The organism is Nocardioides marinisabuli (assembly GCF_013466785.1).
GTDB classification, from domain to species: domain Bacteria; phylum Actinomycetota; class Actinomycetes; order Propionibacteriales; family Nocardioidaceae; genus Nocardioides; species Nocardioides marinisabuli.
The window spans coordinates 1793791-1808531 of sequence record NZ_CP059163.1 but is presented as its reverse complement, the minus strand read 5'-3'; the positions used below and the strand labels follow the sequence as shown (position 1 = coordinate 1808531).

General features: G+C 76.1%; 12 protein-coding genes and 2 pseudogenes. 6 read left to right on the top strand and 8 right to left on the bottom strand.

Translation table 11 applies throughout. From position 1 onward, the window contains the following. Positions 1–11: 11 nt before the first annotated feature. The 4 genes and pseudogenes from H0S66_RS20420 to H0S66_RS08680 all read right to left on the bottom strand — a co-directional run. Positions 12–923: pseudogene (locus H0S66_RS20420) on the bottom strand (UvrD-helicase domain-containing protein); the annotation flags it as partial. Beyond that, on the bottom strand, positions 920–4261 hold the full coding sequence (gene recC / locus H0S66_RS08690; protein WP_179615040.1) for an exodeoxyribonuclease V subunit gamma: 3342 nt from the start codon (positions 4259–4261) through the stop codon (positions 920–922). The pseudogene H0S66_RS20420 and the gene recC, both read right to left, overlap by 4 nt. 65 nt (positions 4262–4326) lie before the next feature. Then, positions 4327–4821, bottom strand: coding sequence for a PGPGW domain-containing protein (locus H0S66_RS08685; protein ID WP_179615039.1), 495 nt, complete (start codon positions 4819–4821; stop codon positions 4327–4329). Further along, the gene (locus H0S66_RS08680) at positions 4818–5276 is read right to left on the bottom strand and encodes a PGPGW domain-containing protein (RefSeq protein ID WP_179615038.1); all 459 of its coding nucleotides are present in this window, start codon (positions 5274–5276) and stop codon (positions 4818–4820) included. The genes H0S66_RS08685 and H0S66_RS08680 overlap by 4 nt, the downstream gene beginning before the upstream one ends. A gap of 188 nt (positions 5277–5464) precedes the next feature. On the opposite strand from H0S66_RS08680, the gene H0S66_RS08675 reads away from it, so the two are divergent. After that, entirely contained in the window at positions 5465–6367 is a 903-nt protein-coding gene (locus H0S66_RS08675) for a sulfite exporter TauE/SafE family protein (protein WP_179615037.1), read from the top strand. Between the two features lie 27 nt (positions 6368–6394). On the opposite strand, the gene H0S66_RS08670 is transcribed toward H0S66_RS08675, so the two are convergent. Further along, positions 6395–7966, bottom strand: a complete 1572-nt coding sequence (locus tag H0S66_RS08670) for a hypothetical protein (RefSeq protein WP_179615036.1) — start codon at positions 7964–7966, stop codon at positions 6395–6397. A 78-nt stretch (positions 7967–8044) separates the two neighbouring features. Then, positions 8045–8671: a TetR/AcrR family transcriptional regulator gene (locus H0S66_RS08665; protein ID WP_179615035.1), complete on the bottom strand. Its 627-nt coding sequence runs from the start codon at positions 8669–8671 to the stop codon at positions 8045–8047. 86 nt (positions 8672–8757) lie between these two features. Between H0S66_RS08665 and H0S66_RS08660 the strand changes: the two genes are divergently transcribed. The 3 genes and pseudogenes from H0S66_RS08660 (at position 8758) to H0S66_RS20410 (ending at position 11341) form a co-directional block, all read left to right on the top strand. Further along, positions 8758–9924 (top strand): acyl-CoA dehydrogenase family protein, encoded by a 1167-nt coding sequence (locus H0S66_RS08660; RefSeq protein ID WP_179615034.1) that lies wholly within the window; start codon positions 8758–8760, stop codon positions 9922–9924. 143 nt (positions 9925–10067) lie between these two features. Then, positions 10068–10960, top strand: a pseudogene (locus H0S66_RS20415) (pyridoxal-phosphate dependent enzyme); the annotation flags it as partial. Continuing rightward, positions 10961–11341, top strand: coding sequence for a hypothetical protein (locus H0S66_RS20410; RefSeq protein ID WP_258017212.1), 381 nt, complete (start codon positions 10961–10963; stop codon positions 11339–11341). A 39-nt stretch (positions 11342–11380) separates the two neighbouring features. Here H0S66_RS20410 and H0S66_RS08650 read toward each other — a convergent pair whose 3' ends face one another. Further along, a complete protein-coding gene (locus tag H0S66_RS08650) occupies positions 11381–11590 on the bottom strand; it encodes a hypothetical protein (RefSeq protein ID WP_179615032.1) in 210 nt (69 codons plus the stop codon). A gap of 179 nt (positions 11591–11769) precedes the next feature. Between H0S66_RS08650 and H0S66_RS08645 the strand changes: the two genes are divergently transcribed. Then, positions 11770–13014, top strand: a complete 1245-nt coding sequence (locus tag H0S66_RS08645) for a hypothetical protein (RefSeq protein WP_179615031.1) — start codon at positions 11770–11772, stop codon at positions 13012–13014. Positions 13015–13027: 13 nt separating this feature from the next. After that, positions 13028–13615, top strand: coding sequence for a class F sortase (locus tag H0S66_RS08640; RefSeq protein ID WP_258017174.1), 588 nt, complete (start codon positions 13028–13030; stop codon positions 13613–13615). 1 nt (position 13616) lies between these two features. Here H0S66_RS08640 and H0S66_RS08635 read toward each other — a convergent pair whose 3' ends face one another. Further along, positions 13617–14570, bottom strand: coding sequence for a phosphotransferase (locus tag H0S66_RS08635; RefSeq protein WP_179615030.1), 954 nt, complete (start codon positions 14568–14570; stop codon positions 13617–13619). Between the last annotated feature and the right edge of the window lie 171 nt (positions 14571–14741).

The window sequence follows — 14741 nt, the reverse complement described above, 5'->3', positions numbered from 1 at the left end:
TAGATGGCCTGCTTGGGGTCGCCGATCAGCACCATGGTCGCCACGCCGCTGAACGCGCGGTCGAGCACGGTCCACTGCACCGGGTCGGTGTCCTGGAACTCGTCGACGAGCACCAGCTGCCAGCGCTCCTGCATGCGGCTGCGGGCCGGGGAGCCGGGCTCCTCGAGGGCGTGGGCGAGCTGGACCAGCAGGTCGTCGTAGGACAGCACGCCCAGGCGGCGCTTGCGCAGGTCGAGCTCGTCGCGCACGGCTCGGGCGAAGGCCACCCGCCGCCCGGCCGGGGTGGCGGGGTCGGCGTCGGCCGGCTCGAGGCGGGCCTGGGGGTCGCCGACGGCGGCCCGTGCGATGGCCAGGGCGTCGGCGTGGCTGAAGACCGGGTCGCCCTCGGCGTAGGCGAAGGCCCGCAGGTAGAGGTCGTCGACGACCTCGCGCAGCAGGTCGTCGAGGTCCTCGACGAGCCGGGCCCGGGCGTCGGTGTCGCCGGCGACGCCCAGCGACTCGAGCACCAGGGCGCAGAACTGGTGGGTGGTGGCGATGGTGGCCGCGTCGAAGCCGGCGAGCGCCTCGAGGACGCGGCGGTGGCGCACCTCCCGGTCGCTCCCGTCGCCGACCAGCAGGCGCAGCAGGTCGGTGCCGGCGGGCACGTCGGGGTCCCCGGCCAGGGCCCGCTCGGCCTCGACGAGCTGGGCCCGGACCCGTTCGCGCAGCTCCTGGCTGGCGGCCCGCCCGAACGTCACCACGAGCATGTCGTCGAGGCGGGCGGTGCCCTCGACGACGTAGCGGGTGACCAGGGCGCCGATGGTCCAGGTCTTGCCGGTGCCGGCGCTGGCCTCGAGCAGCGTGGTGGTGCCCGGGGCGGGCAGGTCGGGCGTGCAGACGTCGAAGCCGGTGACCGCAGGGTCGGGCCGGGCGGGTGTGCTCACAGCGGCCCCACCCTCTCGCCACCGGTGAGCAGCGGCTCCCACAGGGTCCACGCGTGCTCACCCAGCCCGGCGTCCAGCAGCACCGAGAGGTCGGCCCGCTCGCCGAAGGCCCGCCGGTGGTAGGGGTCGGCGTCCTCGCCCTGGATGCCGTAGGGGTGGTGCGGGTCGGTCTCCCACGCCTTGCGCGCCTGCTCCTCGGGCGAGACGTCGTCGCCCAGCAGGGTGCGGGCGTGGGCCTCGGCCCAGGCGGCGGAGGTGGCCACGGGCAGCGGCAGCGGACGACGCAGACCGAGGTCGCGCAGCTCGACGAGGCGGCGCAGCCACTCCTCGGCCCGGTGGTCGAGCGGGCCGGCCAGGGCCCGCCGGGGCCCGGCGCGCTCACGACCGACGGCGTGGGCGGTGAAGACCTCGTCGGGGTGGGCGGCGGAGAGGGCGAGCAGGTCGATCCAGGACCCCAGGCGCTGCTTGGCCCGGAGCCGCGAGTAGCCCAGCGAGAGCACCTTGCTGCCGTGGACCCCGGTGACGGTGCCGGTCAGGCGGCGGCCGTCGCCCAGGTCGACGTCGACGTCGAGGGTGCGCGGCGCCCCGACCCGCAGGTCGGCGGTGCGCTCGAAGAGCTTCTGCGACTCCTCGACGACCCCCCGCAGCGCCTGCTCGCCCAGCACGCCGGGCGGCAGGGTGCCGCGCAGCTGCTCGGCGGTCATCACCGCGACCGGGTCCTGGCCGGCCAGCACCTCGCGCAGGAGGTGGTCGCCGACCGCCCAGGCCTGCAGGGCGTCGAGCGAGACCGGGATCGCGTCGCCGACCTCGTCGGGCTCGAGCGGCGTCGAGACGTCGAGGCGCTGGCGCAGGAAGCTGCGCACCGGGTGCAGGAAGAAGGAGCGCAGCTCGGCGAGGGTGACGTCGCCCGGCGGCTGGGCCGGCAGGTCGCCGTCGAGCAGCGGCGCCGGAGGGACCCGCTCGGCCACCGCGGCGCGGGCCCCGCCGAGCGCGGCGGTGTCGAAGCTGAACGGGCGCGGGTCGTGGGGCAGCAGGCCCGCCGGGGTCAGGTTGCGGGCGTCGTGGGGCTGAAGCGGGTGGTGGGTCAGCACCTGCTGGCGCACGGGCGCGGCGCAGGTGCGGTCGGCGGCGTCGAGGACCTCGCCCAGCGGGACCGCCGGCGGCCGGGACGCGCCCGAGTGCTCGTTGGCGCCGGTGTAGGTCACCACCAGCGTCTCGGTCGCCGAGAGCAGCGCGTCGAGCAGCAGCTGGCGGTCCTCGCTGCGCACGTCGCGCTCGCCGGTGAGGGGGTCGCGGGCCAGCACGTCGTCGCCGTCGGGGGCCAGGCTGCGCGGGAAGACGCCGTCGTCGAGGCCGACCAGGCAGACCACCCGGTGGGGCACCGAGCGCATCGGCACCATGGTGCAGACCGTCAGCGTGCCGGTGCGGAAGTTGGCCCGGGTGGGGCGTCCTCCCAGGCGTGAGACGAGCAGGGCGCGCACGTCGGCCAGCCGCAGCCGCACCCCCGGCCCGTCCGCGGCCGAGGCGGCCGCCCGGGACAGCTCGGTGTCGAGCTGGGCGAGCTGCCAGGCGTCGTCGGGCTCCACGTCGCCGAGGCTGCGCACGCCGTCGGCGAGGGCGCTCATCCAGGTGGCGGCGTCCTCGGCGGTCGACAGCGCGCTGACGCAGGTGTCGAGCCGGTCGACGAGCTCGGCGAGGCGCCCGACGAGGTCGATGTCGGAGCTGCCGACGTCGTCGAGGGGCAGACCCCGCCCGACCCGGCGGTGGTCGTCCTCGCTCATGGCCACGCCCAGCAGCACCCGGTCGAGGCCGGCCCGCCAGGTGTTGTGCTCGAAGCGGGCCATCGAGAAGGCGGCCCGGTGCGGCGCGTCGAGGCCCCAGCGGATGCCGGCCGAGCCGACCCAGCGCGCGACCCGGTCGAGGTCGTCGTCACCCAGGCCGAAGCGCAGCCGGCAGGGCGGCGAGGAGGCGAGGTCGAGCACGTCGGAGGCGGTGACCCGGCCGCCGGCGAGCTCGACGAGCCGGCCCGCCAGCGCCAGCAGCGGGTTGGTGCTGCTCAGCGCCCGGTCGGCCAGCCGCACCCGCAGCCGGTGGGCGGGGTGGCCGCCGCCGGGGGTGTCCTCGACGGCCTCGGCCAGGCCGAACCCGGCCGAGACCAGGGGCGCGTAGGTCTCGATGTCGGGGCACATCACCAGGATGTCGCGCGGCTGCAGGCTCGGGTCGTCCTCGAGGAGCCCGACCAGCACCTCGCGCAGCACGTCGACCTGCCGGGCGGGGCCGTGGCAGGCGTGCACCTGCAGGCTGCGGTCGGCGGGGTCGTGCACCCTGCTCGCGCGCTCCTCGGGCGTGGGGGCGTGGTTGGCGCGCAGGTCGTGCTGGAGCAGGCCCAGCAGGGTCGTGGGGGCCTCGTCGGGCTCGGGCACCGGCTCGTCGTGGGGCGCCAGGGGCGCGAGGGTGCGCGCCAGCTCGCGGGTGTCGCGCCCCAGCGAGGCCAGCAGCGGGTGGCCGGTGCGCTCGGTGGAGCGGTCGGCGCGGCGGCGTACGGGGCCCTCGACGTCGGCGAGGGCCTCCCACAGCCGCGGGGAGGGCTGGGGCAGCCACAGGTGCACCTCGCGGCGGCGGGCCAGCGCGCCCAGCAGCGCGACCTCGCCCGCGGGCAGCCGGGTGTGGCCGAAGAGCGAGAGCCGCCCGGGCAGGTCGAGGCCGTCGCCGCCGGCCTCGAGCGCGGCCACGGTGCGGGCCAGGCGCACGTCGGGCGGGTCGGCCGGCACCCGCTCGAGCAGGCGGCGCCACAGCTCGGGCTGCCAGGCCAGGTCGTCGGGCAGGTCACCGCCCCAGCCGTCGGTGTCGCGCCCCTCGCGCCAGTCGGTGACCAGCGACGGGCGCTGCACGGCGTACGACGAGAGCAGGCCGGCGAGGCGTCGCGCCACCGACCAGCGCCGGTCGCGGCGCAGCTCGGCGTCGTCACCGTCGCGGCCGTGGCCCAGGTGCTGGGCCAGGGTGGCGCACCAGGGCTCGTCGAGCGAGGCGTCGATGGTCGCGAGCAGCGGCCAGACCAGCCGGTCGGGGTCCCACGGGTCGTCGCGGTCGCGGTCGAGCAGCAGCGAGACCAGCGAGCGGGGGGTGAGGAACCGGACGCCGGCGCAGATGCCGTCGGAGCCGCGCGGGCCGGTGCCGAGGGTGTGCGAGAGGCGCTGGGTCACCCAGCGCTCGACGCCCTTGGCGGGCACCACCACGACCTCCTCGGCGAACGGGTCGGCCAGGGGCTCGGCGAGCAGCGCCCCGAGGCCGTCGACGAGCCGGTCGGTGCGGGTGGCGCGGTGGAGGTGGAGCGGCACGGCGGCAGCATCGCACGCGCCGCCGACAGCGGGACGGACCGCCGGCGCTGGGGCCGGCGCGCGGACTAGCGGTGCGAGCTGGTCTCGTGCACCGAGTCGGCCCGCTGGATGTCGCGCTCGAGGTCGTCGATCGCCTCCGGCTTGCCGTGGAAGCGGCGGTAGCTCCACACGATCAGCCCGAGGGCGATGCCTGCGGAGAGGACCTGGGTGATGCCGAAGGCCACCCCTCCGGCCAACCACCAGGTCTCGTCGAGGAACCACCAGCGCGGGGCCTCCGGGCCGACGATCCACAGCACGCCGAGGCCGGCGACGAACAGCGCGGCCAGGGTGGAGCCGATGATGCGCGGCCAGGTCGCGACCCCGTCGGCGGCTCCCCGCATGGCGCGATACTTCACGGGGGCGAGCCGCTTGGCGGCCCAGTCGTACTGCTGCGAGAGCACCGCCATGCCGGCGAAGAGCATCAGCAGGCCGGGGCCGGGCAGGATCAGCGCGGCGATGCCGGCGACGACCAGCGTCCACCCGACCACCTCGAGCGTGACGCGGCGCGCAGCGGACTTCATGGTCTCGAGCATCCCAGAGGTGTCCAAGCCCCGCCAGACCCCGCGGGAGGAGCCTCGAGCCGGATGCGCGACCACACGACCAGGGCCACACCGACGGTTCCGGAGGCGACCTGGGCCACGCCGCTCCAGGTGCCGCCGGGCAGCCACGTCCACGCCGGCAGCGCCCACCACGACGGGGCCGCGGGGTCGAGCAGCCAGACCAGGCCGGTGGCGCCCAGGGCCAGGGTGCCGGCCAGCGAGACCAGGGTGCGCGGCCAGGTCGCGACCGAGCGGGCCGCGGCCCGCAGCCCTCGCGCCTTCCACGGCGCCAGCCGGGCCGCCACCCGCTCGTCGGCGCGCGCGAGCACGTGCACGCCCGCGGCCAGCACCAGCAGCCCCGGGCCGGGCAGCGGGTAGAGCACCACCCCGAGCAGGACCAGGGCCCAGCCGAGCGCGAGCAGCAGGCGGGTCCTCATCGAGCCAGGGTGCGGGGCGACGGCGACGGCGAGGCGTCCGCCGCCCTGCCGACGGGCGGCCGGACGGTGCCCGACCGGTGAACTCCGCGCCACGCGGCGGGTGTCGTGTCGCACCGCCGCCGCGTTATGTGCATAATCTCTACCTGTTCACTCGACTTAAGTAAGTAACTACTGAAAGGCTTCCCCAGATGCGCAAGCTCCTCGTGCTCGGCTTCGTCGGCCTCCTGGCCCAGCTGATCGACGGCTCGCTCGGCATGGCGTACGGCGTCACGTCCTCGACGCTGCTGCTCGCCGTCGGACTCGCCCCGGCCGCCGCCTCCGCCGCCGTGCACTTCTCCGAGATCGGCACCTCGCTCGTCTCCGGCATCAGCCACCACAAGCTCGGCAACGTCGACTGGCGCACCGTCTCGATCCTGGCCGGCCCCGGCTTCGTCGGCGCCTTCGCCGGCGCCACCTTCCTGGCCAACCTCGACGGAGCGGTCGCCAAGCCGTGGGTCGCCGGCATCCTGCTGAGCCTGGGCCTCTACGTGATCTGGCGCTTCCTGGTGCTGGGCGGGCGTCGACCGCAGTTCCGCTCGCGCCCCTCGGTGCGGATGCTGGCGCCGATGGGTCTCGTCGGTGGCGCGCTCGACGCCGTGGGCGGCGGCGGCTGGGGCCCGGTCGGCACCACCACCCTGCTCTCCTCGGGCCGCCTCGAGCCCCGCAAGGTGGTCGGCTCCATCGACACCTCGGAGTTCGTGGTCGCGGTCGGTGGCTCGCTCGGCTTCATCTGGGCGCTCGGCTCGGCCGGCATCCCGTGGTCCTACGCGCTGGCGCTGCTCGCCGGTGGCGTCGTGGCCGCGCCGGTGGCGGCGTGGCTGGTCAAGATCATGGCCGCCCGCGTGCTCGGCGTCGCGGCCGGCGGCCTGATCGTGCTGACCAACTCCAAGACCATCGCCGAGGCCTTCGGCGCCTCGGGCGCCCAGGTGGGCACGCTCGCCGCGGCGCTGTTCGTGCTGTGGGTCAGCGGCATCGTCTGGGCCGTGCGCCAGGAGCGCGCCTCGCGGCGCCTGGACGCCGAGCTCGCCGCCCTGACGCCGGTCGACGCCTGACGAGCCCACCTCGGGGCCGCGTCCGGGTCACTCCTCGACGGGGGGCTGCCCGGTCGCGGCGTCCGGGAGGGGGTCGCGCAGGTGGCTCCCGATGCGCAGCCACCAGCGCGCCGCTCCCCGGACCGGCTCCGGCACCTCCGGGTCGTCGGCCAGCTCGCCCAGCAACGGCCAGCCGGCGAGCCCGGCCGCGTGCATGCCGCCGACCGGGCCCAGCCCGGTCTCCGGGTCGTCGACCACCCGGCGCAGCGACGCGTCGCTGACCGGGACGTGCGCACGGACCGCCCAGAGGACGTCGCGCAGGGGCAGGTCGTCACCCACCAGCCGCTCGCGCACCCGGGCCGGCAGGTAGCCGTCGACCAGGAGGAGGACCCGCGACGCCGCCCGCTCCCGCAGCCTCGGGTCGGGGTGCTCCTCGGAGATCGAGACGATGGCGTCGACGCAGGCCTGGTTCACCGACGGCAGCGCAGCCAGCAGCACCCCGCTGGTCTGCGAGCGCGCCGATCGGCCGTCGCCGATGAACTCGTGGAGCAGCCGGGCCAGCAGCGGCTGGTAGGGCAGCCCCAGCGCGGCCGAGGCCTCCTCCGCGTGCAGCTGGCAGACCCGCAGCAGGGCCTCGCGCCCCTCGGGCTGGAGCGCCTCGCCGACCGGGGCCGGGGCGTGGCCCAGCCGCCCCCGCACCTCGGCCAGGTCGGCCGGCGGCACCAGCCGCAGGAGGTGCGAGAGCCAGTGCCAGCGGGCTCCGGCCGGGCCGGCGTCGTTGTAGTGCTCGACGAGCAGGTCGAGCACCGGGCCCCAGAAGTCGGGCGACCCGTGCGACTCCGCCATCGTGCTCAGCCCCACCGCGGCGCCCTGCACGACGATGTCCCGGGTGTCGCCCAGCAGGTCGACCAGCCAGGACCGGGTCGCCGGGTCCGAGGCCTCCCCCACCGCGCTCATCAGGTCGTTGACCACCTGCACGTGGGGGTCGGCCAGCATCTCCGCGGCAGCGGCGCGCACCACCCCGCCCCACTCGCTGCGCCGCAGCGTCGCCAGGGCGTCGTACCGGGTGACGTAGCTGGGGCCCTGGGCGCGCACCAGCTCCGTCATCAGCGCCCGGACCCGCTCCTGGGCGACGTCGACGGGCAGCGAGACGTTCCCGGGCTGGGACAGCGACCTCGCCCAGTCGCGCCACTGACCGCCCGTGGCGCGGTCCTCGAGGACGGGCGCGTGCAGCCGCGACATCTCCTCGGGGCCGGAGACGCGGGCCAGCGGCGCGCGGTCGACCGGGCTGTAGGGGAAGGTGCGGCACACGATGTCGACGGCGGCACGCAGGGACCCCGGCGCCAGCGCCAGCGCCTCCTCGTACGCCGCCACGACCCGGTCGTCGCGCACGACGCCGGTCTCGACGCGGTGCAGCGACGACGTGCTGGTGCTCAGGCCCTGCCACTCCAGCCGCGTGACCATGTCACCGAGGCGGTGGGCCGGACGCTCCGGAGCGGTGAGCCGGGCCATGCGCAGCAGCCACCCGACGCGCACGCCGACGTCGATGGACGGGCCGCCGAGGGGCGTGGGGTCGTCGAGGGGTTTGAGGGGGGCGCCACGGGACTGCTCCGTACCCACGCGCCATCCCCTCCTGGTCCTGTGAGCCGGCTGTGCGCCGACTGTGAGGACAAAGAGTAAAGATCGGTCCCCACGCAGTCAGCGTGCTTCACCCGTGCGGGTGAGGTCGGTCACCTGCCCGGTGCGGGCCAGGCCCCCGACCACGACGTCGGCCAGCGCCCGGTAGGCCTCGGCGTCGCTGAGCCCGGTCGCGGCGCCGACCCGGCCGGCCTGGATGCCGGTCATCACCTCCGCGACCGCGGCGCCGACGAAGACCGCGTCGACCGGGCGCAGGGCCCCCGCCTCGACCCCCGCGTCGACCAGGGCGCGCACCCGCCGGGCGGCGTACCGGGTGTTCTCCTCGTAGACCTCACCGGCGGGCGGGTGCGCCACGAGGTCGGCGTAGAACTGCGGCGAGGCGGGCGCGAGCTCGTCGGAGACGGCGAGCAGGTAGGTGCGCAGCCGCGCGGCCGGGTCGGGCTCGGCGAGCACCCGCTCCTCGATGCGCTGCGCCGCGCCGCGGAACCAGTCGCGCAGCGTGGCGAGCACGATCTCGGGCTTCGAGGCCGCCACCAGGTAGAGCGAGGAGCGCGAGCAGCGCAGCCGCGCGGCCAGGTCGCCGACCCCGAACCCGAGGAAGCCCTCGGCCAGGAACAGGCGGGCCAGGCGGTCGAGCAGCTCGACGCGGCGCTGTTCGGCCCGTGGGAGGGGGTCGACCGTGCTCACACCGGCACCCTAGGCGCTCGGCGACCGACCGGGTACCAGATCCCGTAGTCTGGTACCCGACCCCGCCCCCGTCCTCAGGAGGACCCATGCCCGCCCGCCGCGTCCTGGCCACCGACGAGTCCGCCGAGCTGCTGGCGCTGGTACGTCGCATCGCCTCCGAGGAGCTGGCCCCCCGGGTGGCCGCGGCCGAGGCCGACGAGGAGTTCCCCCGCGACGTCTTCCGGCTGCTGGGCCGCAGCGGGCTGCTGGGCCTGCCCTACCCCGAGGAGCAGGGGGGCGCCGGCCTGCCCTACGAGGTCTACCTGCAGGTGCTCGAGGAGATCGCCGCGGTGTGGTCGTCGGTCGGGGTGGGTGTCTCCGTGCACGCCCTGAGCTGCTTCGGGCTCGCGGAGTTCGGCACCGACGAGCAGCGCCGCCGGTGGCTGCCCGACATGCTCGGCGGCGAGCTGCTCGGCGCCTACTGCCTCTCGGAGGCCCACGCCGGCTCCGACCCGGCCGCGATGCGCACCACCGCGCGCCGCGACGGCGACGACTACGTCATCGACGGGGCGAAGGCCTGGACCACCCACGGCGGGCACGCCGACTTCTACAAGGTGATGGCCCGCACGTCCGAGGACCGCGGCGGCATCTCCTGCTTCCTGGTGCCGGCCGACACCCCCGGCCTGGTCGCCGACCCTCCCGAGCGCAAGATGGGCCTGACCGGCTCGGCCACCGCCACGATGCGCTTCGACGGCGTCCGCGTGCCGGTCGAGCGGCGCCTCGGCGCCGAGGGCGAGGGGCTGCGCATCGCGCTGGCCGGGCTCGACTCCGGGCGGCTGGGCATCGCCGCGGTCGCCACCGGCGTGGCCCAGGGCGCCCTCGACCACGCCCTGGCCTACGCCCGCGAGCGCGAGACCTTCGGCCGCCCGATCATCGAGCACCAGGGGCTGGCGTTCGTGCTGGCCGACATGGAGGCCGCCGTGCAGAGCGCCCGCGCCACGGTGCTGCACGCGGCCCGGCTCAAGGACGCCGGCCAGCCGTTCGGTCGAGAGGCCTCGATCGCCAAGCTGGTGGCCACCGACAACGCCATGAAGGTCACCACCGACGCGGTCCAGGTGCTCGGCGGCTACGGCTACACCCGCGACTTCCCGGTCGAGCGCTACATGCGCGAGGCCAAGGTGATGCAGATCTTCGAGGGCACCAACCAGATCCAGCGGATGGTCGTGGCCCGCTCGCTCGACAAGGACGCCGCCGGGGCCATCACCCACCGCTGACCCGGCGCCACTTCCCCCGCGAGCCGGCGCCAGTTCCTCTCGGGTCGGGAACTCACGACGGCTCGGCGCGGAACTGGCGACGGGTCGGCGCGGAACTGGCGCCGGGTCGCGGGGAGCGGGAGGCCGGGTGGGAGGCTGGCCCGGTGGACCTCCCGACCGCCGCCGACGTCGACGCGGCCGCCGACCGCCTCGCCGACATCCTGGGCCCGACGCCGCTGCACCGCAGCGACCGGCTCTCGACCCTGCTCGGGCTCGAGGTGTGGCTCAAGCGCGAGGACCTGCAGCCGGTGCGCTCCTACAAGCTGCGCGGCGCGTTCACGCTCATCGACCAGCTCCCCGCCGAGGCGCGCGAACGCGGCGTGACCTGCGCCAGCGCCGGCAACCACGCGCAGGGCGTCGCCTTCGCCTGCGCCCGCGCCGGGGTGCGCGCCCGCGTGCACCTGCCCCGCACCACCCCGCGCCAGAAGCGCGAGCGGGTCGCGGTGCTCGGCGGCGGGCTCGTCGAGGTGGTGATCGTCGGCGACACCTACGACGAGGCGGCCGCGGCCAGTGCGGCGTACGCCCTCGAGAGCGGCGCGACGCCGGTGCCGGCCTTCGACGACCCGCGCACCATCGCCGGGCAGGGGACGGTGGCGCGCGAGCTGCTCACCCAGCTCGACGCGCAGACCGGCCGCACGCCCGACGCGGTGGTCGTGCCGGTCGCGGCGGTGGGCTGGTCGCCGGTCTGCTGACCTACCTGGGCGTCCACGCCCCCCAGGTGCGCGTCGTCGGCGCCGAGCCGGCGGGGGCGGGCAGCATGGCCGCGGCGCTCGAGGCGGGCGAGCCGGTGACCCTGGAGGACCTCGACGGCTTCGTCGACGGCGCCGCCGTACGCCGCGTCGGCACCTGGACCCACGCCGTCGTCGCCCGGCACGAGCCGCCCATGGTGGCGGTGCCCGAGGGCCTGGCCTGCGTCGAGATGCTCGACCTCTACCAGTCCGACGGGATCATCGCCGAGCCCGCGGGCGCCCTCGCGAGCGCCGCGCTGCGGCTGCCGATGGACGCCGGCGGGCCGGTGCTGGCGCCCGGGTCGCTGGTCGTGGCGATCGTCTCGGGCGGCAACAACGACGTCAGCCGCTACGCCGAGGTGGTCGAGCGGGCGCTGGTCCACGAGGGGCTCAAGCACTACTTCCTGGTCGAGTTCCCCCAGGAGCCCGGCGCGCTGCGCCGCTTCCTCGACGAGGTGCTGGGCCCCGACGACGACATCACCCTCTTCGAGTACGTCAAGCGCAGCAACCGGGAGACCGGCCCGGCGCTGGTCGGCGTCGAGCTCGCCGACGCCGGCGACCTCGCCGGGCTGCTGGGCCGCATGGAGGCCTCGCCGCTGCGCGTGGAGCAGGTGCCGCCCGAGAGCCCGCTCTTCCGCTGGGTGATGTAGACCCGCGCCGGTCCGGGGCTGGTCCGGGAGTTGGTGGGGCTAGTCGGGGGTCTGCGTCGAGTCGTCGCGGGTGCCCTCGGGGTCCTGGGTGCGCTCCTCGGAGTCGGCCAGGATCGCCTCGGCCTGCGCCTGCGGGTCGGCGCTGCCGGCCTCGCGCTCCTCGGGCAGCAGCTCCGCGCGCGAGGCGACCGCGTCGGGGTCGGGGCCGTCGTGGTCGGGGGCGTGCCCGGTGGGCTCGGTGGCGTCCATGCCTCGACGCTAGCGCGGCCCCGCCCACCCTGACCGCATGGCGGACACCGGCTGTGACGGGCGTAACCCGCGGCCCGTTGGCCAGTTGCACCAGTGAGCACCTCCCTCGGCCCCCCGGCCGTCGGGGGCGCGACCATGCACTCGAGGGCGCTCGGACGCCCCCAGGGGAGGACTCGGACATGACCCACAAGCCCGCTCGCGGTCTGGCGCTGGTGGCCACCGGCGCCCTCGTCGCGCTCTCGGCCGCACCCGCCACGGCCGCGACCCCCGTCGCCCAGGCCGACGCCACGGCGCTGACGCTGACGGTGGCGAGCACGCCCACCGACTCCGGCGCCTTCTCCTCCACCCACGACGGCAGCTCCGAGTCCACCTCCGGCTCCGACCGGCCGGCGCTCTCGGTCGCCACCGGGCAGTCCTTCGCCCAGGTCGGCACCCTCGCCCAGGACGCCCGCACCCGCGTCGAGGAGAAGCAGGGCTACGCCGAGGCGTGCGCCGGGCTCGCCGGCGACGGCGCCACCGTGGTCGGCGTCGGCGAGGGCGGCTGCCTGACCCCGGGCCAGAACGTGCGCCTCAACGCCGCGACCGTCGACCTGTCCGGCCTGCGCATCGTCGAGGCCGAGTTCCTCGCCGGTCTCGACCAGCAGCTGCAGGACGCCCTCGCCCCGGTGCTCGACGAGCTGCTCCCGGCGCTCTCCGGGGGGCTCGAGCAGGCCCTGACCGGCCTGGGCGACCTGGGCGTCTTCCTCGACGCCGGCGTCATCCAGAGCCAGTGCACCGCCGGCCCCGGCACCTCCGCGGGCTCCGCGCAGATCGTCGACGCGGCGGCGTACGTCGAGGTCGGCGGCAGCCGCGTCGACCTGGTCGCGCTGCCGGTCAACCCCGAGCCCAACACCCACGTGGTCACCGACCTCGGGGCGGTCACGCAGGAGGTGCTCGACGCCGTGCGCACCGAGCTCGAGACCGCCGTCGACGGCGCCCTGGGCCCCCTGACCGCGGTCGTCGACGGCGCCGAGGTGCTGGCCGAGGCCCTCGGCCAGGTCGGCGAGCAGCTGGCCCCCCTCGAGGACAACGTCATCGACATCCTGCTCAACGAGCAGGTGCAGGTCGCCGACGACGAGATCGAGGTGACCGCGCTGAACCTGTCGGTGCTGCCGGCCGCCCAGGAGTTCGACGTCGACCTGCTGCGCGCCGAGATCGGCCGCTCGCACTGCGGCCCGACCGGTCGCGTCGGCACGCCGACCCCGGAGCCGACCCCCGAGCCCACCGACCCGCCGGCCCCGGTGCCGACCTCGGTGCCGGCCGGTGTCGAGACCGCCGCCTCCGACGGCGGCATTGGCGCCGCGGGCAACCTCTCGCTGGTGGGCCTGCTGGCCCTGGCCGCGGGCGCCGGCGTCGCGAGCTGGCGCCGCAGCCTGCGCGGCTGAGGCGGGCTCGGTCGTGGAGGTGCTGACGGCCCGGCTGCGGGCCCTGACCTCCGCGCTGGGCGTGCTGGCGCTCGGGATGGTGCTGCTCGGGATCGTCCTGCCCAGCGGCGACGACGACGGCTACACCTCCCTCGACCCCGCCGCCCCGGTGCGACTCTCGGTGCCCTCGCTCGACATCCGCGCCCCCGTCAACGCCATCGAGGTCGGTGAGGACCGCGTGCTCGACCCGCCGGCCGACGTCCTCGACGTCGGCTGGTGGGACGGCAGCGCCCTGCCGGGCCAGGACACCGGGCGCACCGTCATCGCCGGGCACACCGTGCACACCGGCGGCGGTTCGCTCGACCGGCTCGCCGACGTGCGGCGCGGCGCCGTGATCGACGTGCTGACCCGCAACGGCACGATGCGCTACGAGGTGCGACGCACCAAGGTCTACGACAAGCACCAGCTGGCCCGCAACGCCGCCACGGTCTTCGGCCAGGACGCCGGCGACGGCCGGCTGGTGCTGGTCTCGTGCGCCGACTGGGACGGCAGCGCCTACGACAGCAACGTGGTCGTCTACGCCGACCCCGTCGGCAGCCCGGTCTCGACCTCGGCCACCTGAGTCAGTCGGCGACCCGCCCGTCGAGGAACATCTGCAGGCGGCTGCGCAGCGAGCCCAGCGACCCGGGCCCCGGCGGGTCGTTGACGCTGCGGCAGACCCACCCGAGCCGGCGCGCCACGTCGCTGGCCCGCACGAGGTCCTCGTGGCTCGCCCCGCCCACGCCCTGCCACCCCGCCAGGTAGGTGTCGCGGTAGGGCGTGACGTCCTCGGAGCGCTCGACGTCGTCGAGGCCCCACGCCAGCACCCCGTCGAGCGTCACGGCCAGGGTCAGGAACGGGTGGGTCAGGCAGGCGTCGCCCCAGTCGAGCACCCGGACCCGTCCCTCGCGCACGAAGACCTGGGCGTCGTGCAGGTCGTCGTGCTGCAACGTGTCGGGTAGCCCCGAGGCGGCCAGCTCGGCGCACAGGTCGCGCACCAGCGGCACGGCCGCCAGCGCCGCCGCCCCGAGGTCGCCGAGGTCGGGAGCCAGCCGGCCGACCAGGTCGGCGTACCGGTCGGGCAGGAGCGGCAGGCGCAGGTCGGGCAGCCCCTCGGCCAGCAGCGCCGGGGCGTCCGCCACGACGTCGCGCTGCAGCGAGGCGTAGAGCGACAGCGCGTCGTGCCAGGGCGCGAGGGTGCGCTCGCGGGCGCCGAGCTCGCGCAGCGTCTCGCCCGCGTCGGCCAGCAGCAGCCAGCCGCGCTCGGCGTCGGCCCCGAGCACCGGTGCCACGGCCTCGGGCCGGCGCCGCGCGAGCAGGGTGGTGACCGCCACCTCGTGGCGCAGGGCGGGCACGACCGCCTTGGCCCACACCGGCCCGCACGTGGTCGGCACCCGCAGCACCGTGCCCCACGGGCGCACGTGCGGCTGGGTGGCCTCGCCGTCCAGCCCGAGCCCGAAGACCTCGAGGCGCGACCGCACCCAGGCCAGCAGCTCCTCGCGGAGGGCCGGCGCCGCCGGGTCGTCGTACGTCGTCACCGGTCCAGGCTCCGCCGCCACCCGCACCCCGCGCCACCCAATTAGCCGACCCGGCGCAGATCTCCCGCTGACCCGGCCCAGATCTCGCGCTGACCCGGCGCGTTCCGACACCCGGGACCGGGTTCCTGTCCCTGCGGGTGGTCGACGCGTCACCACCACTGCGTCAAGGTG